We start from the raw sequence: 23,070 nt of genomic DNA on the forward strand, positions 1-23,070 counted from the left end.
CACGCGCATGGTAAAGGCTGGGGCGGGTTACAGTGTCTTCACTTTCTGCCAAAACCTGCCCCGGCGTCACGAATTGATTTCGCCTGCCACTTGGCCACGATCCGCTTCATGGCAAAAACACAAGAGATCACTTTCGACAGCCTCCGTCCGCCCGCAATCTGGATGGACGAGACCCATTCGATCTGGCGCAAGTCCGTTCGCGGCTTCATCGACAAGGAACTGGTTCCCAATATCGAGGCATGGGAGGAAGCAGGGGAAATCCCGCGCGACATCTATCCCAAAGCGGCAGAAGCCGGCCTTATCGGCATGGGCTATCCCGAAGAATATGGCGGCGCGGGCACCGATTTTGACCGCTTCCACGGAACGGTGACCTCTGAAGAGCTTGCCCGCATGGGGGCTGGCGGGGTGTCTTCGGCGCTGATGATCCACGGCATCGGCCTGCCGCCCATCATGGTTGGCGGCAGCGAGGACATGAAACGCGAAATCGCGCCGCAGGTCCTCTCAGGCAAGAAGCAGATCAGCCTTGGCATTACCGAACCTGGCGGCGGGTCGGATGTCGCGCAGCTGAAGACCAATGCCAAGAAGTCCGGCAATGGCTGGCTGGTCAACGGCTCAAAGACCTACATCACCGGCGGCATGACATCGAAATGGCTGACCTGCGCGGTGCGCACGGGCGGGCCCGGCATGGGCGGTATCTCGCTGATGCTGATCGACCTTGAGGCGGAAGGCGTGTCACGCACCAAACTGCCCAAGATGGGCTGGTGGGCATCTGACACCGCGACGATCCATTTCGATGATGTGTTCGTGCCGCCTGAGAACCTGATCGGTGAGGTCGATCGCGGCTTTGTCAGCATCATGGCGAACTTCAATGGCGAACGCCTCGGCATGGCCGCGCAGGCCGCCGCATGTGCCCGCGTCTGCATCGAGGAAGCCGCAGCCTGGGCGCAGCAGCGGGAGACGTTCGGCAAGCGCCTCGCTGACCATCAGGTCATTCGCCACAAGATTGCCGCCATGTGCCAGCGCGTCTGGGCAACGACCGCCATGCTGGATCAGTTGACGTGGCGGGTGCAGAACGGCGAGCAGCCGATTGCGGAGCTTGCCATGCTGAAAGTGCAGGCCACCGAGACGATGGAGTTCTGTGCCCGCGAAGCGATGCAGATCCTTGGCGGGGCAGGCTTTATCCGAGGCCACCGGGTAGAGCGCATCTACCGCGAAGTGCGCGTGATGGCGATTGGTGGCGGCTCGGAAGAGATCATGCGCGACCTTGCCTCGCGCCAGCTCGGTCTCTGAGGCCCCTGCGGAACTGAACTCCCTCCTGTCCGACTAGACCAGACAGGAGGCGCTTTCGATGACAATGGCCATCGTCGTGATCGTGGTGACATCGGCGCTACTGGCCGGCGCTGCGTGGGGGTTATTTGGCCCGCTTCCCAAACGCGTTGAGAGATTCCTTTGGTTTCGTCCTTGCCTATAGCCTCTCATCGCTTGGCTAAGAAGGATTAAGGGAACCGCGCTTTCTGTACTTTCGTTAAGCTTCTGAACTGGCGCGCCTCTATCTGGCCCGCGCTGGGCAATCAGGAGTAAAGAATGAAAAAGACCATCCTCGCCTCATGCCTTATTGGCGCAGCCATCATGCTACCCGCCTGCGGGACAAGCGACAGTGAAAAAAGCGAGATGTTCAATCAGTGCCGGATGGTGCTGGGGGACCGGACGCTGAGCACCAACATTCGCGAAGCCGACACCACGCCGGACGCGGCCTGTACCTGCCTTGAAGCCACGCTCGATGATGGCGGCGATGACCGCGAGAAGATCTCGACCTTCTTCGAAAGAATATCTACCCGCATGGCTTCTGCCGACGAGAACGCCAAGGAGGCGACCGATGCGCTGGTCTCCGGCATCCTCCTGCCAGACGATGCCGACTCCGACGACGGCGAGACCTTCGCGGACAATCTCTCCGCCTTCAACAGGGTCGTGAACACGATGCTGAAAGAGACAAAAGAGAATAATGGCGCCTGCCCGGCCATCTAGGCTGCGGGTGTAAGAGATGGGAAGAGGCCCCCCGTATTTGCGGAGGGCCTTTTCTGTCGAGCGAACGGGCCATCATCTAGAACCGATAGCCAAAACCCAGCCCGACGATGACAGGGTTGATCTCGACATCGGCATCGGCGTTGAAGGCCCATCCGCCCGGCTGGCCGGCGAGCTAAGCATCTGCCTAAAAAGAGGATATTGGCCGTGCCGCCGCGCACCTCCATACCGCGCGTCATGAGCGCGCGACTACGCATGACGCGGCCCGGTGCAGTGTTTCTGACTGGAAATTACGCCCGAAACATCCGACATTACTGCCATGGCCCATGCCGACACACATACTCATGCTCACGCCAACACACCCTGCAGCCCGCAGGATGTAGATGCATTCCTCGCTGAGGCAGAGGCGCTCGCGGCTGAGCGCGGCCAGCGTATGACCAGGATCCGGCGCAAGGTTCTGCGGCTTCTTCTGGAAAGCGATGAGCCGTCAAAGGCCTACGACCTTCTCGCCAATCTTGATGGTGAGGGCGCAGCAAAGCCGCCGACTGTCTACCGCGCGCTGGACTTCCTTCAGGAACAGGGCCTCGCCCACAAGATCGAGAGCCTCAACGCCTATGTCGCCTGCGGCCATACCAGCCACAAGCATTCGGCGGTCTTCCTCATATGCGAGACGTGCGGCGCGGCTGAAGAGCTTCATGCCGTGGCGACCAATGAGGCGCTGCGGGCTGAAACCGCTGCGGCCGGTTTCACGGTGCGACAGGCCGTTATCGAAGCACGCGGCACCTGCCGGACCTGCGCAGCCTGAAGCCCGGTTGCGCGCCGGAGCGAGCGCGGATACGTCTCTGCCATTGACGCGATAGTCGCCGGGAGGACGCCAGCTTGATCGATCTTTGGAAGGGCAGTGCGAACACCTGGGACTGTGATGAGATGGGACATATGAATGTCCGCATCTATCTGGAAAAGGCGTTCGAAGGGCTCGGCACACTCGCCGCTCACTGCCATATGAGCCATGTCTACCAGGCAGGCTCGCCGTCGACGCTCATCCCGCTCGAACAGCATATCCGTTTCATGCGCGAGGTTCATCCCGGCCGTCCGCTTCACATGCGCGGCTGCGTCCTCGACGTGGATGAAACGCAGGTCACGGTCTATCAGGAATTGATCCACGGCGACGGCACACCGGCAGCCGCCTTTCGGACAAAACTCGTGCACGCCTCGTCCGATGCGCTCAAACCTTTTCCATGGAGTGACCGGACGAAAAAGGCGCTGACCGAGCTGATCGGTGAGCCGCCCGCCTCAACCGCGCCGCGCGGCATCGACTTTTCCGTAAATCCCCTGCCCGACGAGGCGGTCACGCTCTCCCATGCTGACGCCCAGGGCGTCCAGATGATCGGCCAGGGCATGGTGTCGCCGCAGCATTGCGACGTGTTTGGCCGGATGAAACCCGCCTGGTTCATCGGGCGCGTGTCAGATTCCGTGCCGAACCTGCTCTATGACTGGCGCCAGAAAGTTGCCGGTGCGATTGAGGGCAGCCGTATGGGCGCAGCGGTCCTCGAGAACCGGATCATCTTTCGCAGCTGGCCAAAGGCGGGCGACCTCTTTCAGGTCCGTACCTCCCTCGCCAGGGCCGAAGAGAAAATCCATTCGCTTGTTCACTGGATGCTGGACCCGGTCACCGGCAAGCCCTGGATGACCAGCGAAGCGGTGGCCGTGACCTTCGATCAGGAAACGCGCAAAACCATCGCCACACCGCCAGCGCTGATGGAAGAACTGGCAGAGATCGCGCCGGGCGACCTCTCTATCTAATCGTAATCATCCCACTGGCTGCCATGCAGGGTGCGCCGCAGCAGGCCATCGTCGGTAGGTGAATACCCGTCGATCAGATAGGCGATCTGGCGGGCAAGCTCATCGCGCACTTCATAAGGCACTTCCATGGGGTGGAAGTGGCTGGCGCCCGGGCGTTCGCGCAGGACCAGTTCGCGATAGTGCGCCATCATCAGATTGGTGACCTTGTTCGTCATGACCGGCTTGATGTTCGGCCGGATGACGACGATCGGGGTCTGCGCTTTCTGGATTTTCTTCAGCGCGCCCCAGGGCTGATTGCGCTGCGATGAAAATGTCGCCGACTCCCAGGCAGGATCACAGCTCAGACGAACAACAGGTTTGCCATCCTTGGAGGTCGCCTCCTGAAAGCCGTCGACGAGATAGTCGGTCAGGAAAGGCTCACGCCAGCCCTTGAAGGCGCCCTTGCCATGATAGGCCTCATAGGCGGCTTCGCGGCTCGCAAACTCGGGACGGCGCCGCTTTGCCTGCCGCGACATCTGGTTCGACTGACGAACGAATGGCAGGACATGGAGCCAGAAATAAAAGCGCGGGTTGAGGATGACCGGATCAACAAGGACAAGGCCAGCAACAAGGTCTGGCCGTTTGCCCGCCACCAGAAGCGACACGCAGCCGCCCATGGAATGCCCGCCGAGGACGACAGGGCCCTTCGCTTCCTTTTCAAGGAACTCGATCACATCATCGCGGTACACATGCCAGGACTTCAGGGTTTTCGGGTCCGACGGCAGATCCGTTCGTCCGTGGCCGCGCATATCCAGCGCCGCAACGCGGTGGCGCTCCCCCAGCGGGGCGAGCAACGCCTTGTATGTCATCGCATTGAAGCCGGTCGCATGCAGCCAGAGGGCCGACATGTCTTTCGAGGCGTCTCCGAAATGAACGGACGCATGCGTCCCGTCGGACACTTCTGTTTTACGGCGATGCATCATCATCTGGACGGACGAGTGCCCCTTTTCCCAATCAGCAAAGGCGAGTCTGAACCCAGCCCCGAAGCCTTGTAAAGTTAAACCGCTTGCGGCGACTGCTCACGAGTGCGGGCGTGTTGCCAATCTGTTGCGTTCTCGCCTTTTAGCCAGCGTCGAGGCGGAAGATCGCGGTCGATCTGAGATGAAGGCCCGCGGCCGAGGAAAGCTCCGCCCCCATGAATAGGAGCGTGCGTGTCTGGCGGTCGATATGGCTTTTGATTTCGCCCTCGCCGTCACTGAAAACCGTTCCGGTCACATCATTGCTGACAGAGACCAGTCGGGCATCTGCAGTCCCACTTTGCGCCGCTGCGTGCTGTTCCAGCGCGCGAATGGACAGGGCGGCAAGCGCCGCGGCATCCAGCTTGCCGGCTAAAAATCGCGCATGGCCGAGCGTCTCGATCGAAAGCTCCGGCAGCGCGTTTGTGTGTTCACTGAGTGTCATGGCCCCGTGCTAAGCTGAGCGCGCGGCGATGAAAAGACCTGTCGCAACGCGATCATGTGTGGGGGCTGGCCGTGCGCCTTAATTGGCGCAGGGAAAGGCCAGATCAGGCAACAGCGCTATCGCGGCCGGTTTCCGGTACACTTTCGGTATTTTCAAAGAGGTCTGCCAGCAGCGCTGATTCGCTTCTGGAAAAGTGCGACCCGAAGCTTGCCCCGGTGGCGGCCATGATTTCGGCGACGGCCTTGTGGCCAAGCCCAAGCTTGTGAAGGCGGGAAACCATATCCAGAGCCACATGGCGGCGCCCGCCCGGCGTTTGCTCGATGAGACGCGCAATTGAGCCGGTTGGCGTTTTTTCCTCACGAGCCGTGATGACAGACAAGCGGCGCATTTCCGGAAATTCAGCAAAAACCGTTTCGATCATTTCGCTGCCCTGACGCTCTGCGGCATTGAGCACGATGCCAATGGCGCGGCGCGCCGTGGCCTCATCTATGTCGGCACGCTTGGCCGTCTCATCGATCAGGGCGTTCAGCATGGGTGTTTCCTTTCGGCCGCTCGGTTGAGCCGACTGTAGGAAACAGCCATTGCGCGAAGGTTACCGCAAGGCGGTCGGGGTCTCCAGAAAGGCAGGTTTCAGCCTGACATGGGCGACCAGTGCGTTAAGAAACCGGGGCGATCTGTTAACCAGCTGCGCGGGATGCCTGAGCCTACATCCGTTCCGGCGCTTCAATACCGAGGATGGAGAGTCCGGCTTCCAGCTGCTTGAGCACAGCCTCGCAGAGACCAAGGCGCGAGGCGCGAAGGGCTGCATCGTCTTCATTAGCAATCGGATGAGCGGCGTAAAGCGCGCTGAATGCCTGGGCGAGCGAATAGACATGCTCACACAGGATGTGTGGCTGGCGCTTGGCGTGGGACTGCTCCAGCGCATTTGCAAACCCGTCCAGCGCCAGGACAAGCGCGCGCTCTGTCTCGCCCTCGATACGAATGTCACCCGGCGCATTCCCGGCCTCTCTGGCCCGGCGCAGCAGCGACTTCATCCGCACAGCCGCATAGAGAAGATAAGGGCCGGTCTTGCCCTCAAAGCTGGTAAACCGCTCAAGATCGAAGACGTAATTGGTCGTGCGGACGTTCATGAGGTCGGCGAAACGCAAGGCCGCGCGCGCGACAAGTGCGGCGATCCTTGCGCGTTCTTCTTCTCCGATATCGCCGGATAGACCCGCTTCGCCAATCCGCTTTTCAGCCTCTTCAAGGGCCATGCGGTTGAGATCCGCCAGGCGAAGGATGCCGCCCTCGCGCGTCTTGAATGGCTTGCCGTCCGTGCCGTTCACTGTGCCGAAGCCGATATGCTCCATGCGGTCCTCAGCCATGAGGCCTGCCATGTCGGCGGCGCGGAAGACCTGTTCGAAGTGCAGCGCCTGACGCTGGTCGACGACATAGAGCATCCGGTCCGGATGCAGGGTCTCAACCCGGTCAACAACGGTCGCGAGGTCGGTCGCGTGATAGCCGGTCCCGCCGCGCGAATTGATGACCATGAAAGGCGGCATCTCTTTCTTGTCGCTCTCGCGTGCGACATCGATGATCCATGCCCCATCATCCATCTTGGCGAGGCCCTTTTCCTTCAGGTCCTCAACCATACCCGGGATCAGCTGGTCGACATCGCTTTCGCCTTTCCAGAGATCGAACTCGACCCCCAGGAATGCGTAATCGATCTTCAGCGCTTCGACCGAAACATTGATGAAGTGGCGCAGCAGCGCGCGGTAGCCGGGGTGTCCTGCCTGCATCTCTGCCACGGCGAGCTGGCTCGCTTCATTGCGGACAGGGTCAGCCTTCGCCTTGGCAGATGCCTGTGGATAGAGGCGGCCAAGATCCTCGATCGTGACCGGCGGCTCTTCAGGATAAGGTCCGGAAAAGTCTGGGCGGAAATAGATGAGATCGGGCTGTTCGGCGAGAAGCTCTGTAATGAGGTGGCCCATCTGGAGACCCCAGTCGCCAAGGTGCGCATCACCTGTCACATCGTCGCCAAGGAAGCGGAAAAGACGGCAGAGTGTGTCGCCGATGACCGCAGAGCGAAGGTGGCCCACATGCATCGGCTTTGCGACGTTCGGGCCGCCGAAGTCGAAAATGACCTTTTCCGGCTTGGCGACGATGCCGCCGCCCGCCTTGTCGTCGGCGCGCACGCCCTCTGCCTGCTGCGACAGGGCCTCTGACGTCACGCGAATATTGAGGAAACCGGGGCCGGCCACATCGACACGCTCAATCGCGCTGTCGCCCTCGACCCTTGCGACGATCTTGGCGGCAAGGTCACGCGGCACAAGGCCGTTTGATTTCGCCGCGCCCATGCAGCCATTGCACTGAAAGTCGGCAAGTTCCGGCCGGTCGGAGCGGCGCACAGCGCCCCAGCGGCTCTCAAAGCCCTCGGCTTCGAAGGCCTCCGCGAAGACCTTCGACAAATGGGTAATCATATCCATCATGACCGTTTCCGGAAAATTGGCGTGTCAGCTACCGGCGTCGAGACGATACCGGCGGCCTTCACGATTGAAGGCGAGCTGCTCGTCTGTGAGGTCGAAGCCAACGACAATCTCAAAGTTGGAGCCCGAAATCGTGTCATCTGCGCGTGGCACGATAATGTCCTGGATGACTTCCTGGCGGCCATCGAGCGGCCCACCAGAGAAATTGGCGTCGACGGTAAAATACTGTTTCGCAAGCACTTTTGCGCTGCGCCGTGTTACTGCCACCCAGTAACGGTACTGGTGCGAATTGGATGTCGCCTGCGGGCCCTTACCGAAGGCGAAGTCCACTTCAAGCTCGGCGCGAAGCGGCTGGTCATCGACATAGCGGCAGATCAGATTCACGCCAGTGATCTCACCGGTATAGGCAATATTGCTGTAGACTTGGCTTTCGCCTGTCGTCTCGACGATGCGAGAAGCGTCGTACAAGGCCGCTGCTGGTGGGCATGGCCCGGCATTCTGGCGCGAATCGAGCGCCCGCGAGAGAGGGTTGCTTCCGCAAGCCGCGAGCAACATTCCGGCAGCAAGTACAGCTATAACGCGCATATTCATGCCTTGTGGTCTTGGCCTCGACGGCGAGGCTGTCCATGTAAGGGGTGCAGTGTTACCGGGCACCAGCAAATGGCGCAACGCCCCATCTGCGTCGTGTGCAGGAGGATTATTATGGACCGCCAAAAACTGCAGATCAGGCTCGCCGCCCCGCGTGGCTTCTGTGCCGGTGTCGACCGCGCCATCCAGATCGTCGAGGAAGCCCTCGGCAAGTGGGGCGCGCCTGTCTATGTGCGCCATGAAATCGTGCACAACCAACACGTCGTCTCGCGGCTGGAATCGCTCGGCGCTGTCTTCGTCGAAGAGCTCGATGACTGCCCGCCGGACCGGCCGGTCGTCTTTTCAGCGCATGGCGTACCAAAGGCGGTGCCCGCCGAAGCCGAACGCCGCAACCTCGTTTATGTCGACGCGACGTGCCCGCTTGTCTCAAAGGTCCACGTCGAAGCCGAGCGCCACCATAAGGCGGGCAAGGAAATCGTCCTGATCGGCCATGCCGGTCACCCGGAAGTCATCGGCACGATGGGCCAGCTTCCCGATGGCGCGATCAGCCTGATCGAGACAGAAGAAGACGCCCAGGCCTTTGAGCCCAAAGACTCTGCCAACACCGCGTTCGTTACCCAGACGACCCTGTCGGTCGATGACACGGCCAGCATTGTCGCCATTCTGCAGGACCGCTTTCCCGGCATCGCGACCCCGCACAAGGAAGACATCTGCTACGCAACGACCAACCGCCAGGAAGCGGTGAAGGCGATGGCGACGGGCTGTGACCTCTTCCTCGTCATCGGCGCAGAAACATCCTCCAACTCCAAACGCCTCGTCGAGGTTGCCCTCCGGGCCGGCGCGACAGATTCCCGGCTGGTTGCCAGCGCCGCGGATGTGGACTGGGACTGGTTCGACGGCGTCGGAACGCTCGGGCTGACCGCTGGTGCGTCTGCCCCTGAAGACCTCGTCCAGGGCCTCATAGCCGCCTGCCGCGCCCGCTTCGACATCGAGGTCGAGCACGTCACGACAGCGAAAGAGACAGTGACCTTCAAACTGCCGCGCGTGCTCACTGCCGAAGTCTAGGGCTTGCGACTCTCGCTCGCGCGCGTAGAACCCGCGCCAGAAGCGCGAAGAGGCCCGACATGATTGAACGTTATTCCCGCCCTGAGATGACCGCGATCTGGTCGCCTGAAAGCAAGTACGGCATCTGGCTGGGGATCGAGACGCTCGCTGCCGAAGCCATGGAAGAGCTGGGCCAGATCCCTGAGGGGACCTCCGCGACGGTTCGCGAAAAGGCAAGCTTCGAAGTCGCCCGCATCGATGAGATCGAAGCCGAGGTAAAGCACGACGTCATCGCCTTCCTGACCAATGTGGCCGAACATGTGGGCGAGCCTGCGCGCTTCCTTCACAAGGGCATGACATCATCGGATGTGCTCGACACCTGCCTGAATGTGCAGCTGGTACGGGCCTCCGATCTTCTTCTGAAAGGCATGGACCGCGTTCTTGCCGCCCTTAAAAAGCGCGCCGAAGAGCACAAGTACACGCCAAAGATCGGCCGTAGCCACGGCATCCACGCGGAGCCGACAACGTTCGGCGTCACGCTCGCCACCTTCTATGCGGAGTTCGCACGTGGCCGTGAGCGCCTCGTCGCCGCCCGCAAGGAAGTCGCGACCTGCGCCATTTCCGGCGCTGTCGGCACGTTCGCCAATATCGATCCGCGCGTTGAGGAACATGTCGCCGAGAAACTTGGTCTCGCCGCAGAGCCCGTCTCGACGCAGGTCATCCCGCGTGACCGCCACGCCATGTTCTTTGCGACCCTGGGCGTCATCGCGTCTTCGGTAGAGCGCCTTGCAACGGAAATCCGCCACCTTCAGCGCACCGAAGTGCTTGAGGCCGAGGAGTTTTTCTCCAAGGGCCAGAAGGGCTCAAGCGCCATGCCGCACAAGCGCAATCCGGTGCTGACCGAAAACCTGACTGGCCTTGCCCGGCTTATCCGCTCGGCGGTCTATCCGGCGATGGAAAATGTTGCCCTCTGGCATGAACGCGACATCTCGCACTCATCGGTTGAGCGCGGCATCGGACCGGACGCGACCATCCACCTGGACTTTGCGCTTCACCGGCTTGCTGGCGTCGTCGAAAATCTGCTGATCTATCCAGACCGTATGATGTCAAACATGATGCGTCTCGGCGGCCTGCATAACTCACAGCGCGTCCTGCTGGCCCTCGTTGAGGCCGGTGTCAGCCGTGAGGGATCCTACAGCCTCGTCCAGCGCAATGCGATGAAGACCTGGGCCGGCGAAGGAGCCTTCCTCGATCACCTCAAGGCTGACCCCGAAGTGACAGCAAAGCTCACCGATGAAGAGCTAGAGGCCCTGTTTGATCTTGATTACCATTTTAAACGCGTCGACGTGATCTTCAGTCGTGTCTTCGACTAGGCCTCCGCTTCAGATGCGCACCAGACAAAAAGCCCTCATCGCACGATGAGGGCTTTTCTCTTGAAGAAGCTGAATAGGACCGCTGCGCCCTATTGAGTTTCTGCAGGCCCGCCCGGACGTTCGGTCAGCTGCCACGCCGACCTGTCGATATCGAGATCGGCGAACTTGTCCGGGTCGAAGACCGGGATTTTCACGCCCGCTTTCCGCTGTGCATCGAAATCGTTCATGATGCGCAGACCAATCGGGAAAAGGAGGGCAACCGCGAACAGGTTCACCATCGCGAGAAGTCCCATGGTCACATCGCTGAAACTCAGCACGTCGCCAAGCTGGATCGTCGAACCAAGCAAGACAAAACCGATCACCATGAAACGGTAGACATAGACCGCGACCATGTTGTCCGGGATGTAATAGTCCACTGCGTTCTCACCGAGATAGTAGGAGTACATGATCGAGGAGAAGGCGAAGAGGAAGAGCGCAAAAGCGATGAAATATTCCGCCCAACCGCCGACATGATCAGCCAATGCGAGTTGGGTCAGCACGCCTTGGACGTCATCATCGACGCCGATATAGGACTGGGTGGACAGAATGATGATCAGCGCCGTCACCGTGCACATGATGATCGTATCGATGAACACAGACAGAGACTGCACCATGCCCTGCTGGGCCGGGTGCTCGACATAGGCAGCTGCCGCCACATTTGGCGCAGAGCCGAGGCCGGCTTCGTTCGAGAAAAGTCCGCGATTGACGCCCATCATGATCGCCCCGCCGATGCCCCCGGCGACCGCTTCATTGAAGCCGAACGCGCTCATCACGATGGTCGACAGTGCGCCCGGGATCTGCGGAATATGGGTGAGCAGCACATAGAGGCCGAGCAGCGCATAGAAGACCGCCATCACCGGCACGATGATCTCAGCGACGCTTGCGATCCGGCGGACGCCGCCGAAGATCACAATGCTGACCACGACGCCGAGGCCGATCCCCGACCAGAGGCGCGGCGCGCCAAAGGCCGAATCGATCGAGCTGGTGGTCGCAAAGCTCTGGAAGCAGATGAAGGCGAAACCGAAGGTGACAAGCAGCAGCAGGGAATAGACAAAGCCGAGAACGGGTCCCGCCTTGCCAAGCTTTTTACCGAGACCATGCTTGATGTAATAGGCCGGCCCGCCCCGGAAATCGCCATTCGGCTCTTTCTGTTTGTAGACCTGCGCGAGCGTACATTCGAAATAGCTGGTCGCCATGCCGACAAGGCCAACAATCCACATCCAGAAGATCGCGCCCGGCCCGCCCAGCGCTAACGCCGCTGCGACACCGGCGATATTGCCGCCGCCAACCCGTCCGGCGACGGACAGTGCCAATGCCTGAAAGGATGACGGTTGGTCCGTTTCGTGCTGGAAGCCTTGTCCAAGGACGGAAAACATGGACCCGAACAGCCTGAACTGTACCCCTCTGGACCAGATGGTGAAAATGAGACCCAGCGGAATGAGAACGGCGATGAGAATCTTGCCGTTGATGAGGTCGTTCAGAAAATCCAGCATGCGAACCCTGTTCCCGTTATTACAGTCTCGTCATAGACAGCTGCGCCGCCGGTTACAAACTGCCAGACCAGCGCGTATGATCGCCCTCCTGATTATGGTGCCGGTCTGCTCAGCGAGTGCCGAGGCCCCGGTCAAACTGGTCAATTTCACGGCGGACTGGTGCACCTCCTGCCGGGTGCTGGAGCCAAAACTCTCGCGCGCCCTCGAAAGTGTGACCAATGCCGATGTCGAGCTCGTTACCATTGACCTCACCCACCTTCGTTCCGGCAGCGACAGCCGGCAAGCGACCATCGATGCGTCAGAGGCGCTCTTGCGCTTTCACAAGGCTGAATATCTCTGGGACTGGTATGGCGGCTATACCGGCATGGCGGTGATGATTGCGTCCGATACCGGCGAACCCATCAGCTGTGTCGACAAGCGCCATTCCATCGAAATGATCGAGAATCGGCTTCAGCTGGCTGATGTCCTCGCGCGGCGGGCTGCGCCTGGCAGCAGACGGCCCGATGGCGCCGATTGCCCCCCGCCCCTGCGCTGATTTTGCAACGCTGCGCCCCCGTGCGCAGGCAAGCCATTCATAGAGCCTTCACCCTGCCGCAATTAGACGCATGATGCGCTGGCATTCCCGCCCTGCGCCCATGAAGGAAGGACTGAATTGGCCGGCAAGTCGAACTTCGGATCGCCCAATGACCGCCCGCCAACCTATGACGGTTCGGACCGCAAAAGCCGTGGCAAGGGGCTGTTGGCGGCACGTCCAATCCTGACATGGGGCCTCGCGGCCATTGCAGGGCTCATGCTGATCGCTCTTCTGGCAGGCTGGCTCTACGTCCAGACCCTCTATCGCGGCATGCCGGGCCTCCCGACGAATGAACAGCTCTGGGCCAAGGGGCGCGAGCAGGCCATCGAGTTTGTCGACATGGAGGGCGAAACAATCGCGATCCGCGGGCCGCGCTATGGCCGGGCCGTGCGCGTCGAGGAACTGCCGCCGCACGTGGCGCAAGCGTTTATCGCCGCCGAGGACAAACGCTTCTACGAGCATAATGGCGCCGATACGCAGGCCATCATCCGCGCCGCCTGGGCGAATTTCACCTCGGGCAAAACCGTGTCCGGCGCTTCCACGATTACCCAGCAGCTGATCAAGAACCTTGTGCTGACGCCAGAGCAGACCCTCCGCCGCAAGGCGCAGGAGGTCCGTCTCGCCCGTCAGCTTGAAGAACGCCTCTCCAAGGATGAGATCCTCGAGCTCTATCTCAATCGCATCTATTTCGGCGCAGGCTTTTATGGCCTCGGCGCGGCCTCGCGGTTCTATTTCGGCAAGGCGCCCGAAGAGCTTACCGTGAGCGAGGCCTCGCTTCTGGCGACCCTGCCGCAGGCGCCCTCGCGTCTCGCCCTCACCAATAATCTCAGCGACGCCAAACAGCGCCAGGCCTATGTGCTGCGCGAGATGGTCAATGCCGGCTTTCTCTCTGAACGCCAGGCGAGCGCTGCCGCTGCCGAGGAAGTCGATCTGGAAGAACCGCCTGCGCGCGATCCGCAATTTGGCTATGCGCTCGATGCGGCGACAGAGCGCGTCAATGAAATCCTGCCCAGCCTGCCGGGCGATCTGGTCGTGACCCTCACCATTGATGCGGACATGCAGGCGCGTATCGATGAGGTTTTTTCGCGCCGGATGGCCGAAGAAGGCGCGGCCCAGGATGCTGCTCAAGCTGCCGGTATCCTGATGGATACCGAGGGCCGTATCCTCGCCATGTATGGCGGTGTCGATTACACTGAAAACCAGTTCAACCGCGCGACGCAGGCCCGCCGCCAACCGGGCTCTGCCTTCAAGCCATTCGTCTATGCCACAGCCATCCGTCAGGGGCTGACGCCCTATGATGTGCGCCGCGATCAACCCGTCACGATTGATGGCTGGTCACCGCAGAACTATTCTCGCGTCTATTCCGGCCCGATGACGCTGGCTGAAGCGCTGCAGGATTCGATCAACACGATCGCCGCCCAGCTCGGCCAGGATGTCGGTGAGGAAAACATCATCTCGCTTATCAAATCCTTCGGCATAAGCGGTGAGTTTCAGCCCTTCCCCTCGATCGCGCTTGGCAGTCAGGGGATCAGCCTGCGCGACATGACGCGCGCTTACGGCGTCTTCATGACCGGCGGAAAGCGCATCGACCCTTATATCGTTGAGCGGATTTCCAACTCACGCGGCGACATTCTCTATGAGCGCCCGTCCTATGATGCCTCGCAGGTCTATCCCCGCCGCGACGCTGAAACCATGGTGGCCATGCTCGAGCGCGTTATAACGGACGGCACCGGTAAGCGAGCGCGGCTCGATGGCTGGCAGGTTGCCGGCAAGACCGGGACCAGCCAAGAATCGCGGGACGCCTGGTTTGTCGGCTTCTCGGCCGTTCGCGTTGGCGGGGTCTGGGTTGGCAATGACGACGACACGCCGATGGCGCGCGTCACCGGCGGCGGCCTGCCGGCGTCACTCTGGCACGACATGATGGCGATTGCGCACGAAGACCTTGAACCAGAAGCGCTCGCGGGCGCCGGATCGCTCGTGACCCTGTCTCCGCAGACGCGCAGACGGATTTCCTTCTACCGCGATGTCGGCAACGCGTTCGCGGGTACGCGAAACAACTAGTCGATGCGCAGCGGCGCGAAGCTGCCAGACTGGGCCATGGCCCATTCGCGCGCCAGATGCGTGTCCTTCGCGCCGGAAATCAGCGCGTTTGGCTCGAGCAGTTTATAGGCCCGGTGACCGGGCTTGGCGATATCCTCGGTCACCCGGTGCATGATGTGGCGAGGTGTCAGCTCGCCTGGATGCTCCACCCCGGCAGCCCCGATAACCTCCATCAGGGCGCGGATCGTATTACGGTGGAAATTGTAGACCCGCTCCGCCTTGTCCGGAATGACGAGCCCCCGCTGGCGGCCTCCATCGGTCGTCGCGATCCCGGTTGGACAGGTATTATTGTGGCAGTTGAGCGACTGGATACAGCCAAGCGAGAACATGAAGCCGCGCGCCGTATTGATCCAGTCGGCTCCAAGCGCCATCGAGGCGGCCATCGAAAAGGCGGAAATCTGCTTACCGCTGGCAGCGATACGGATGTGCTGCTTCAGATCGCACCCGACAAGCGCATTGCGTACCAGAACCAGCCCCTGCCGGAGCGGCGCACCGATATGATCCATGAATTCGGCTGGCGCGGCGCCCGTCCCACCTTCAGCGCCGTCCACCACGATAAAATCGGGCATGATACGCGTCTCCAGCATTGCTTTGCAGAGCGCCAGCACTTCCCAGCGATTGCCGACGCAAAGCTTGATACCGACCGGCTTGCCGCCTGAGAGTTCGCGCAACTGGGCGATAAAATCCATCAGGCCCTTGGGCGTTGAAAACGCCGTGTGTGCGGCCGGCGAGTAGCAGGTTTCGCCGACCGGTATGCCGCGTGCCTCGGCGATTTCTGCGGTGACCTTGTTACCCGGCAGCACGCCGCCATGACCGGGTTTGGCCCCCTGGCTGAGCTTGATCTCGATCATCTTGATCTGATCGCTGGCGGCGACATCTGCGAACCTGGCGGGATCGAAGCTGCCATCCTTTGCGCGGCATCCGAAATAGCCAGAGCCAAGCTCCCAGACCAGATCGCCGCCACCGGCGCGGTGGTGTTTCGAGACGCCGCCCTCGCCCGTATCATGATAGAAGCCGCCCTTTGCCGCGCCGCGGTTAAGGGCCTCGATCGCGTGAGACCCCAATGAGCCGAAACTCATCGCCGATATGTTCAGCACGCTCGCCGAATAGGGTTTTGCGGTGCCGGGCGCGCCAACCTTCACGCGCGGGTCGGTGGACGTCGGATGACGCGCAGCGATGGAATGCGACAGCCATTCATAGGGCGGCCGTTCAATATCAAGCTGGCTGCCGAACGGCTCGACCGAAGACACATTCTTGGCCCGCCGATACACCATGGTGCGCTCTTCATGGTTGAAGGGGCGCCCTTCTGTATCGCTCTCGACGATATAGGCCCTGAAGAACGGGCGAAGCTCCTCTGCGGCCCAGCGGATGCGGGCGGCAATCGGGAAGTTACGCCAGAGCGTGTGGCGGGTCTGGAGGAGGTCATAGAGGCCGATACCCGACAGCGCCGCCATGACGATGACGCCGACCCAGAAAAACGAACTCACCATCAGGCATGCGCTGAAAAGCGCCAGCATCGAAAGCGAGGCGAAAAGAGGAAGAAAACGATACATTCAGTTGAAGCTCCGGTCGGTTCGGCTGAGCAGAAGCTAGCTTACGCCGAGGCGACTTCAATCGCTCCGCCAGCGCTTCGAAGCTGCGATCGTTGCATGCGTGAAGTTTGTAACGGAACCTCGCCGCGCCCGGCCTGTTTATTCTGGACGATCCACTGAATTCGAAATTCCATGCACGCGTATCCGGACCATTCACCTGTGCATGGATGATGGGCCGGGGCCTTATGGCTCCGGTCCATTCCGTTTTCAGGCGAGGCGTCCTAAGTCCGCAGCCTCAGGAAACAGGCCTAGTAGCCGTTTAGCCGTGCATAGCGGTCGCGGTGAAAGCTGGCCGATCCGAGCATCGCTTCCTGGACGCGGGCGCGCTTCATGTAGAAGCCTGAATCATGGTCATCGGTCATGCCGATACCGCCATGCAGCTGCACCGTTTCATTCGACACAAGATGCACTGTCTCGCTGGCACGCGCCTTGGCGAGGCTGGCGAGTTCAGCTAGATCGTTGCGCTGCGAATCGACCGCCGCAAGTGCGGCTGCAATGCACGACGTCGTCAGCTCAAGATCGGTGAACATGCGCGCGGCCCGGTGCTGAAGCGCCTGGAATGAGCCAATGAGCTGGCCGAACTGTTTGCGGGTCTGCATGTATTCATGCGTCATCTCGAAGGCGGCGAGCGATGAGCCCAGCATTTCAGCTGCCAGCGCGATCCGGCCGCGGTCGAGCACAGGCTCTAGCACGTCCATGCCCTTGTCGGCCGCGCCGAGGACATGACTGTCATCAACATGAACGCCGTCCAGCGTCAGATGGGCTGCACCATGGCTATCGACCGTATTAAGCGACTGGACCGTCAGGCCTTTTGCATCGCGCGGTACCAGGAAAAGCGTCAGCCCGTGCGTGTCGCCAGCCTCACCGAACGTGCGCGCGACGACGATGAAGACATCGGCGTGGTGGCCGTCCTGCACGTATTTCTTTGCGCCGTTTAGCGTATAGCCCTGCCCGTCGCGTTCAGCCTCGGTGGCAACGCCTGCCGGATTGTGGTGGCTGGTCTCGTCGAGCGCCAGCGCAGTCGTGACCTCGCCAGCCGCGATCTTCGGCAGCCATTCCTTCTTCTGCGCCTCGGTGCCGCCCAGCAGGATGGCTGATGCGCCGATGCAGGCTGTCTGGAGCAGCGGGGTCGAGGCGAGGGTCCGGCCCTGAGCCTCCATGACCTGGCCGAACGCGACCATGCTCATTTCAACGCCGTCATATTCTTCAGGGATAAGCACCCCGAAAAAGCCAAGCTCTGCCAGCTTCTGGCGCGCTTCCGGGTCCACCCCGTTCTTGCCCGCATCACGCAGCTCCCGCAGGTGCTTCACCGGCAGTTCGTCACGCGTGAAACTCACGGCGGTATCGCGCAGCATTTCCTGGTCTTCAGACAGGATAAACGTCATTTCAAATTCCTCCCGAAAGGGCGCGCAGCGGCTTTGTAAGGCCGGCGCCCGAATGTCTAGATTGGCGTCTCGGCGCCTACTGGTGGTCGCGCAGGCCAAGCACGCGCTTGGACACCACGTTGAGATTGATCTCGCTGGTGCCACCCTCGATCGAGTTGCCCTTCGAGCGCAGCCAGCCGCGGGTCGTCATCTTCGCGCCCTTGTCAAAGCCTTCGCCTTCCCAGCCAAGCGCCTCTGTGCCGAGTGCTTCGACCATCAGCTCGAACTTGTCCTGGTTCATCTTGGCGGCGGCATATTTGATGATCGACGCCGTGTGACCGACTTCCTGGCCGGCTTTTGCCTGTTCCTGGCTGCGCTGAACCGTCAGACTGAAGGCTTTTGCATACATCTGGTGGTCAGCGATACGGCCGCGAAGGTCGCCGTCGAGCAGTTTGCCGTCACCATCGGTGCCGACATGCATCTTGGCGTATTCATCAAGCTCGAGAATGCCCGTGCCGCGCGCCGAGCCAAAGCCGCTGGCGGAAATGGACGAGCGTTCGAACTGGAGCAGACGTTTGGCGATTTTCCAGCCGCCATTCACCTCGCCAACGAGCTGGTCCTTCGGCACTTTGACGTCCGAGAAGAAAGTTTCGCAGAACGGTGACGAGCCGGAAATCAGCTTGATCGGGCGGGTCTCGACGCCATCGCTTTCCATATCGAACAGGATGAAGCTGATGCCTTCATGCTTCACCGTATTGTCGGTGCGAACGAGACAGAAAATCCAGTCCGCCTCATTGGCGTAGGATGTCCAGACCTTCTGGCCATTGATCAGATAGTGGTCGCCCTTGTCCTCGCACTTGGTCTGAAGACCGGCGAGGTCAGAGCCAGCGCCCGGCTCGGAATAGCCCTGGCACCAGCGGGTCTTGCCGTGGACGATATCTGGCAGGAAGCGCTTTTTCTGCTCTTCATTGCCAAACTCGATAAGCGCCGGACCGAACATCCAGAGGCCGAAGGAGAAAAGCGGTGTGCGCGCGTGGATGCGGGCCATTTCCTGCTCGAGGATCTTGGCCTGCTCACGGGTGAGACCGCCGCCGCCATAAGCCTTGGGCCAGGTTGGAGCGGTCCAGCCCTGCTCTGCCATCCGTTCAAGCCAGACTTTGGAGTCCGGGTTCTTGAACTTCTCGCGGCGACCGCCCCAGACGACTTCGTCTTCAGGCATCGGTGTGCGCATGGAGTCCGGGCAGTTTTTTTCCAGCCAGGCGCGGACTTCTTCGCGGAAGGCGTCTGGATCGGATGGCGCGTCAAATGGCATGGGTTACGGCTCCCTCAAGCGGTCCTGTTGATTATAAGAGGGACATTAGCCGCTTGAGAGCGCCCCGTCACGACCCAACGCTACGACAAGGCCTCAATGCCGCAGTTTTCCAGCGCCGCGTCTAGTAGAAGAATTCTTCGCGAATGATCTTGCCGTCCTTGACGGTATAGATCGCAACCTCCTGCATCTGCACACGCTCGCCGGAAGATTTGTCAGTGACATCCATTCCGAAGATGACGCTGAAACGGTCGGTACCGTGCAGATAGGGACCTGTCGCCGTGGTCTCATGCACGGTGTGATTGTCCTCCCACCACGCCCACTTCCCACGGATCGCATCGAGGCCGTTGGCTTCGGCGCTTCCCCCCGGCGGAGGCGCCGATTCGACCGAGACACACGCTTCGTCATACAGACTGTCGATCAGCGACTTGTAGCTGCCATCATTATTTGCGGCGACCACAGTCTCGCCGACTGATTTCAATGCGTCCCGGTTCATTCCCACCTCCATTGTTCTGTTTTTGTTCTAGATCCGAAACGATCTCAGCGCAAGCAGAAAACGAAATTGTCTAATCAGTGGGGAAGGTACTCAAAGCCTTTACCAGTCTTGGCATGGAAGCTTCAGGCGCTACGACATGGGGGCAATGGCCAAGGTCCGGGAATGAAATGATCTGCGCCCCGGCTTTTCATGATCACAGTCTCCACCTCGATACAGGGTCCTGCTATCGCCAATGCGCCGTCCGCCAGGCTGCTCCCTTGAACGTGGGAATCAGAACCGGCCGAGCACGCTATGCTCCGGCCCGGTCTCCAGCCCGGCAATGTTAAGGAGATGGACGACCATCAGGAAGATGCCGAGGACGCAGAAGACCATGATCAGCCCCCAGTTCAACTGGTTCGGCCGGCCATCCTTGCGCGGCTTGCCCATCCGCAGATTGGCATAGGCCATGATCGCGACGAAAAGGGCGATGAACCCGGCCGGGATAATCCACTCTGGCATAGAGACCTGTCGTGTTACGCCGAAGGCATATGGGGCGTCTTGGCCCAGTAGGAAGGCCGCAGCACAAGACCGATGACGGCCTTGATCGCAGCTGCCGTCAGGAGCGGCCAGTAGAGAGGCCGCGTCACAATCGCAATTGCGCGCGACAGTGACCATTTTCCAGGCGCAAGGATGTCGGCCACCAGGCAACCGGTACAGCCGGCGACGAACAGGCCAAGATCGACCGGCGTATAGTCGAAGATCTGCGGGAAAAGCGTGCCGAGCAGGATCATCAGGACCATCGGGCCATAAAGAAAGGCGCTGACAATCGCGCCGCCCAGGGTGAGCTGCAGGCTGAGCCATCGCAGAGGCCCAAGCTCTAGAAACAGGCTGACCGGCGTACGCATGCAGACCAGCCAGGTCTGCACGAACCCCTTGATCCATCGGCTGCGCTGATTGAGCCAGATGCTCATGTTCTCCGGTGCGGTTTCCACCGTCTCTGATCCTATCATCATCGTGCGACCGCCGAGACGCGCGATCCGCAAACCGAGGTCGGCGTCTTCAGTGACATTCCACGCATCCCAGCCGCCAAAGGCGATCAGGTCGGCGCGGCGAAAATGATTACTCGTCCCGCCCAGCATGACCGGCAGGCTGAGACTTGCCAGCGCCGGAACGTGCAGGCCGAACTGGACCGCATATTCAAGCGACCATTGGGCGGGCAACCAGCCATCGACACCATTGCTCGCGACCAGCGGGGCCTGCACGCATTTCAGCGTCTCACCCTCTCGGCGAAAAAGATCATAGGCATCACGCAATTGCGCGGGATGCGGCCGGTCTTCCGCGTCGAGGACAGTGATGTATTCGCCCAATGCAGCGGCCAGGCCGTAATTGAGCGCGCGCGGCTTGGTCATGGGCTCTGCTGGCGGCACCACGAGACAGTCTGTGCCTGCCGGAAAGCCTGCCGCCAGCGCCGCATCAAGCGTGCCGGGGTCGTCAGCCTCGATCAGTAACATGATATCCAGCTTGCCTTCGGGCCAGTCGATCGCGCGAAGGCTCGTCGCAAGTTGCTCCATCATGTTCTGCTCATGGCGAAGCGCAATCACGATGGAATATATCGGAAGGTCTTCGTCGCTATTCTGATTGCTGGCCTGCTTTGGCCTCGCGGTCAGATTTTCCAAAACGCCGATGATCGTCAGGGCGAGACGCCAGACGACTGTGAGAGAAAAAAGAAGCCAGAATACGACCTTCGCCGCGACGCCAAGCCACACCGGCACTAGCAATGCTGCAACGACCAACGCAACGATGAGACCGCCAAAGGCTTCCCATTGCCATCGTGTCAGCCGTTCACGTGCACTTAAATCGGGCGGCAGGGCCCGCGACTGCGAGAGCGCCTCCAGAAGGTGCGGTGCGCCCGTTCCGGTGTCCGGCGCCTCCAGCCAGACGACATTGTCTTGAGATGCCCCCGCATGCATTCCTCGATAGAAGCGGTTTCTTGAGTTAATTCAAGGTTGTTTCAACTCAATCGGCTAGAAAGGTGGCGAGCGCGTGTCCGCTTTGCCACGCTGCCTCGACACGCGGCGCGATCCGCCAGTCGCCGATAACGCCAATCTTCCGGGTGTCGTCCCAGCCAAATGGGCTACCGGCCGATACATCCGTCTTTGCATAGAGCCAGCGATGCGCCGCCAAATAGACCGGGCGAGGCGCGCCGGTCATCTCGCAGAATACATCGGTCAGCGCAGCAGCGACATCCTCCTTGTCCATGTCGACATGCTCGCGCGTCCATTCTGGTGAGGCGTGCAGGACCCAGGTCTGCGCGCCGGACCGACCGGGCTTTGACGCGTTACAGGCCGCCCAGGAGAGAGGCGCCTTGTTGATCCTGGCTGCCTCCCAGCCCGTTTCCAGCGGCGCGGCAAAGGCCAGCATGACCGCCCAGCATGGCGCGGTCGTGGCAGCTTTTGCCTCGTCGGCGAGGGCCGGACTGATGTCCTCAAGTAGCTCACCTGCCTGTTCTGCCGGAATGGCGAGAATGACGGCGTCGAACGGCCCCTGCCGGCCTGCATTGTCGAACCGGACATGGCTGCCATCGGCACGGCGCTCGATCTCAACGGCGCGTTCACCCCAGCTGATATCGAACCCGGACGCCATGGCCTTCACGATGGAATTCATGGAAGGCGCGCCAACATACCAGACATCGGCTGCCTCTGGAGTCGTCATCGTCGTCGTCCAGCCATCCGGCCCCGGCGCGATTTCAGCGCCGCGCGGCGACCATCTGGCAACGTGGCCCCCTGTTTCGAGGCGTTCGATAAGCCTTCGGAAGCCCTCGTCGCGTGCGGTAAAGAATTGCGCACCATGGTCGAACCGCAGCTCACCTACCGGTGAACTGGCCCGGCGTGTTGAAAGCCGTCCGCCAGCGCCCCTGCCTTTGTCGAACAGCCGGACATCGTGGCCCTTGCCCTTAAGGTCCGCAGCGGCGCCAAGCCCCGCGACCCCGGCCCCAATGATTGCTATTTTCATCGTGACTTCTCCTCTCCCGCCATAGACCTAGCTTGCCTGACAGGATGGCAAGACGGCACGTGTCCTGATTTGTAAACTGTTCAGCGCACGGGGCGGGAAAGATCTGGGTCATGGCAAGGAAACGCACTTCTAACAGAACGGTCGCCAAACGCGACCTTCCCCAGAAGACCTGCCCGACCTGCCAGCGCCCCTTCACCTGGCGCAAGAAGTGGGAATCGGTCTGGGACGAGGTGGTCTATTGCTCGAAACGATGCCGCCAGGACGGTCGCCGTAACTGAGTGCTGCGATAATTATCGAAAAGCAATGAATCCCAAGACCTTGATTCATTGTAATTTCTGAAAATTCCTTATTGTTTTTCGCTAATCACATATTGAAAA

Annotated in this window: 22 protein-coding genes; 9 read left to right on the forward strand and 13 right to left on the reverse strand. The window is 60.8% G+C overall.

The annotated features are described in order from the left end of the window. Positions 1 to 108 precede the first annotated feature (108 nt). From F550_RS0108115 to F550_RS0108130, 4 genes are all read left to right on the forward strand, one after another. Positions 109 to 1,290 carry an acyl-CoA dehydrogenase family protein gene (locus F550_RS0108115; protein ID WP_040500490.1) on the forward strand — a complete coding sequence of 394 codons (1,182 nt, stop codon included), beginning with the start codon at positions 109 to 111 and terminating at the stop codon, positions 1,288 to 1,290. Positions 1,291 to 1,584: 294 nt separating this feature from the next. After that, positions 1,585 to 2,025 (forward strand): hypothetical protein, encoded by a 441-nt coding sequence (locus F550_RS0108120; RefSeq protein ID WP_018148042.1) that lies wholly within the window; start codon positions 1,585 to 1,587, stop codon positions 2,023 to 2,025. Between the two features lie 316 nt (positions 2,026 to 2,341). Then, on the forward strand, positions 2,342 to 2,827 hold the full coding sequence (locus F550_RS0108125) for a transcriptional repressor (protein WP_018148043.1): 486 nt from the start codon (positions 2,342 to 2,344) through the stop codon (positions 2,825 to 2,827). A gap of 74 nt (positions 2,828 to 2,901) precedes the next feature. After that, on the forward strand, positions 2,902 to 3,825 hold the full coding sequence (locus F550_RS0108130; RefSeq protein ID WP_026180655.1) for a thioesterase family protein: 924 nt from the start codon (positions 2,902 to 2,904) through the stop codon (positions 3,823 to 3,825). Here the strand turns inward: F550_RS0108130 and F550_RS0108135 are convergent. The 5 genes from F550_RS0108135 to F550_RS17280 form a co-directional block, all read right to left on the reverse strand. Beyond that, complete coding sequence (locus tag F550_RS0108135; protein WP_018148045.1) at positions 3,822 to 4,790, reverse strand: alpha/beta fold hydrolase; 969 nt, start codon at positions 4,788 to 4,790, stop codon at positions 3,822 to 3,824. The two genes, F550_RS0108130 and F550_RS0108135, sit on opposite strands and share 4 nt — an antisense overlap. A 136-nt stretch (positions 4,791 to 4,926) precedes the next feature. Continuing rightward, positions 4,927 to 5,265, reverse strand: a complete 339-nt coding sequence (locus tag F550_RS0108140; RefSeq protein WP_018148046.1) for a hypothetical protein — start codon at positions 5,263 to 5,265, stop codon at positions 4,927 to 4,929. A gap of 103 nt (positions 5,266 to 5,368) precedes the next feature. Further along, complete coding sequence (locus F550_RS17275; protein WP_018148047.1) at positions 5,369 to 5,797, reverse strand: hypothetical protein; 429 nt, start codon at positions 5,795 to 5,797, stop codon at positions 5,369 to 5,371. 172 nt (positions 5,798 to 5,969) lie between these two features. Continuing rightward, positions 5,970 to 7,733, reverse strand: a complete 1,764-nt coding sequence (gene argS / locus F550_RS0108150; RefSeq protein WP_018148048.1) for an arginine--tRNA ligase — start codon at positions 7,731 to 7,733, stop codon at positions 5,970 to 5,972. 24 nt (positions 7,734 to 7,757) lie between these two features. Next, on the reverse strand, positions 7,758 to 8,198 hold the full coding sequence (locus F550_RS17280; protein ID WP_018148049.1) for a hypothetical protein: 441 nt from the start codon (positions 8,196 to 8,198) through the stop codon (positions 7,758 to 7,760). A 234-nt stretch (positions 8,199 to 8,432) separates the two neighbouring features. Here F550_RS17280 and ispH point away from each other — a divergent pair, with 234 nt between their 5' ends. Together ispH and purB are read left to right on the forward strand one after the other, a co-directional pair. After that, a complete protein-coding gene (gene ispH / locus F550_RS0108160; protein WP_018148050.1) occupies positions 8,433 to 9,383 on the forward strand; it encodes a 4-hydroxy-3-methylbut-2-enyl diphosphate reductase in 951 nt (316 codons plus the stop codon). 59 nt (positions 9,384 to 9,442) lie between these two features. Continuing rightward, complete coding sequence (gene purB / locus F550_RS0108165) at positions 9,443 to 10,735, forward strand: adenylosuccinate lyase (protein ID WP_018148051.1); 1,293 nt, start codon at positions 9,443 to 9,445, stop codon at positions 10,733 to 10,735. 89 nt (positions 10,736 to 10,824) lie between these two features. On the opposite strand, the gene F550_RS0108170 is transcribed toward purB, so the two are convergent. Next, entirely contained in the window at positions 10,825 to 12,267 is a 1,443-nt protein-coding gene (locus tag F550_RS0108170) for an alanine/glycine:cation symporter family protein (RefSeq protein ID WP_018148052.1), read from the reverse strand. A 76-nt stretch (positions 12,268 to 12,343) separates the two neighbouring features. Between F550_RS0108170 and F550_RS0108175 the strand changes: the two genes are divergently transcribed. Continuing rightward, positions 12,344 to 12,802, forward strand: coding sequence for a thioredoxin domain-containing protein (locus tag F550_RS0108175; protein WP_018148053.1), 459 nt, complete (start codon positions 12,344 to 12,346; stop codon positions 12,800 to 12,802). A gap of 117 nt (positions 12,803 to 12,919) precedes the next feature. Next, positions 12,920 to 14,902: a transglycosylase domain-containing protein gene (locus tag F550_RS0108180; RefSeq protein ID WP_018148054.1), complete on the forward strand. Its 1,983-nt coding sequence runs from the start codon at positions 12,920 to 12,922 to the stop codon at positions 14,900 to 14,902. Here F550_RS0108180 and F550_RS0108185 read toward each other — a convergent pair. The 7 genes from F550_RS0108185 to F550_RS0108215 all read right to left on the reverse strand — a co-directional run bounded on the left by F550_RS0108185 (position 14,899) and on the right by F550_RS0108215 (position 22,693). Further along, positions 14,899 to 16,494: an FMN-binding glutamate synthase family protein gene (locus tag F550_RS0108185; protein ID WP_018148055.1), complete on the reverse strand. Its 1,596-nt coding sequence runs from the start codon at positions 16,492 to 16,494 to the stop codon at positions 14,899 to 14,901. The two genes, F550_RS0108180 and F550_RS0108185, sit on opposite strands and share 4 nt — an antisense overlap. Before the next feature lie 287 nt (positions 16,495 to 16,781). Beyond that, positions 16,782 to 17,918, reverse strand: coding sequence for an acyl-CoA dehydrogenase family protein (locus tag F550_RS0108190; RefSeq protein WP_018148056.1), 1,137 nt, complete (start codon positions 17,916 to 17,918; stop codon positions 16,782 to 16,784). Between the two features lie 76 nt (positions 17,919 to 17,994). Then, positions 17,995 to 19,209, reverse strand: coding sequence for an acyl-CoA dehydrogenase family protein (locus F550_RS0108195; RefSeq protein WP_018148057.1), 1,215 nt, complete (start codon positions 19,207 to 19,209; stop codon positions 17,995 to 17,997). 121 nt (positions 19,210 to 19,330) lie between these two features. Continuing rightward, complete coding sequence (locus F550_RS0108200; RefSeq protein ID WP_018148058.1) at positions 19,331 to 19,702, reverse strand: nuclear transport factor 2 family protein; 372 nt, start codon at positions 19,700 to 19,702, stop codon at positions 19,331 to 19,333. 270 nt (positions 19,703 to 19,972) lie between these two features. Further along, positions 19,973 to 20,200, reverse strand: a complete 228-nt coding sequence (locus tag F550_RS0108205) for a hypothetical protein (RefSeq protein WP_018148059.1) — start codon at positions 20,198 to 20,200, stop codon at positions 19,973 to 19,975. A gap of 14 nt (positions 20,201 to 20,214) precedes the next feature. Continuing rightward, a complete protein-coding gene (locus tag F550_RS17285) occupies positions 20,215 to 21,651 on the reverse strand; it encodes a glycosyltransferase family 2 protein (RefSeq protein WP_018148060.1) in 1,437 nt (478 codons plus the stop codon). 46 nt (positions 21,652 to 21,697) lie between these two features. Beyond that, positions 21,698 to 22,693 carry an NAD(P)/FAD-dependent oxidoreductase gene (locus F550_RS0108215; protein ID WP_018148061.1) on the reverse strand — a complete coding sequence of 332 codons (996 nt, stop codon included), beginning with the start codon at positions 22,691 to 22,693 and terminating at the stop codon, positions 21,698 to 21,700. A gap of 110 nt (positions 22,694 to 22,803) precedes the next feature. Between F550_RS0108215 and F550_RS18905 the strand changes: the two genes are divergently transcribed. Further along, positions 22,804 to 22,971 (forward strand): DUF2256 domain-containing protein, encoded by a 168-nt coding sequence (locus F550_RS18905; RefSeq protein ID WP_083910945.1) that lies wholly within the window; start codon positions 22,804 to 22,806, stop codon positions 22,969 to 22,971. Positions 22,972 to 23,070 lie beyond the last annotated feature (99 nt).

Source organism: Henriciella marina DSM 19595, assembly GCF_000376805.1.
Taxonomy (GTDB): domain Bacteria; phylum Pseudomonadota; class Alphaproteobacteria; order Caulobacterales; family Hyphomonadaceae; genus Henriciella; species Henriciella marina.

Bases quoted from the DNA above. Each gene is read 5' to 3' on its own strand.
- F550_RS0108115 (WP_040500490.1), top strand. From the start codon at position 109: ATGGCAAAAACACAAGAGATCACTTTCGACAGCCTCCGTCCGCCCGCA.
- F550_RS0108120 (WP_018148042.1), top strand. From the start codon at position 1,585: ATGAAAAAGACCATCCTCGCCTCATGCCTTATTGGCGCAGCCATCATG.
- F550_RS0108125 (WP_018148043.1), top strand. From the start codon at position 2,342: ATGGCCCATGCCGACACACATACTCATGCTCACGCCAACACACCCTGC.
- F550_RS0108135 (WP_018148045.1), bottom strand. From the start codon at position 4,790: ATGATGATGCATCGCCGTAAAACAGAAGTGTCCGACGGGACGCATGCG.
- F550_RS0108140 (WP_018148046.1), bottom strand. From the start codon at position 5,265: ATGACACTCAGTGAACACACAAACGCGCTGCCGGAGCTTTCGATCGAG.
- F550_RS17275 (WP_018148047.1), bottom strand. From the start codon at position 5,797: ATGCTGAACGCCCTGATCGATGAGACGGCCAAGCGTGCCGACATAGAT.
- argS (WP_018148048.1), bottom strand. From the start codon at position 7,733: ATGATGGATATGATTACCCATTTGTCGAAGGTCTTCGCGGAGGCCTTC.
- ispH (WP_018148050.1), top strand. From the start codon at position 8,433: ATGGACCGCCAAAAACTGCAGATCAGGCTCGCCGCCCCGCGTGGCTTC.
- purB (WP_018148051.1), top strand. From the start codon at position 9,443: ATGATTGAACGTTATTCCCGCCCTGAGATGACCGCGATCTGGTCGCCT.
- F550_RS0108170 (WP_018148052.1), bottom strand. From the start codon at position 12,267: ATGCTGGATTTTCTGAACGACCTCATCAACGGCAAGATTCTCATCGCC.
- F550_RS0108175 (WP_018148053.1), top strand. From the start codon at position 12,344: ATGATCGCCCTCCTGATTATGGTGCCGGTCTGCTCAGCGAGTGCCGAG.
- F550_RS0108185 (WP_018148055.1), bottom strand. From the start codon at position 16,494: ATGTATCGTTTTCTTCCTCTTTTCGCCTCGCTTTCGATGCTGGCGCTT.
- F550_RS0108190 (WP_018148056.1), bottom strand. From the start codon at position 17,918: ATGACGTTTATCCTGTCTGAAGACCAGGAAATGCTGCGCGATACCGCC.
- F550_RS0108195 (WP_018148057.1), bottom strand. From the start codon at position 19,209: ATGCCATTTGACGCGCCATCCGATCCAGACGCCTTCCGCGAAGAAGTC.
- F550_RS0108200 (WP_018148058.1), bottom strand. From the start codon at position 19,702: ATGAACCGGGACGCATTGAAATCAGTCGGCGAGACTGTGGTCGCCGCA.
- F550_RS0108205 (WP_018148059.1), bottom strand. From the start codon at position 20,200: ATGCCAGAGTGGATTATCCCGGCCGGGTTCATCGCCCTTTTCGTCGCG.
- F550_RS17285 (WP_018148060.1), bottom strand. From the start codon at position 21,651: ATGCATGCGGGGGCATCTCAAGACAATGTCGTCTGGCTGGAGGCGCCG.
- F550_RS0108215 (WP_018148061.1), bottom strand. From the start codon at position 22,693: ATGAAAATAGCAATCATTGGGGCCGGGGTCGCGGGGCTTGGCGCCGCT.
- F550_RS18905 (WP_083910945.1), top strand. From the start codon at position 22,804: ATGGCAAGGAAACGCACTTCTAACAGAACGGTCGCCAAACGCGACCTT.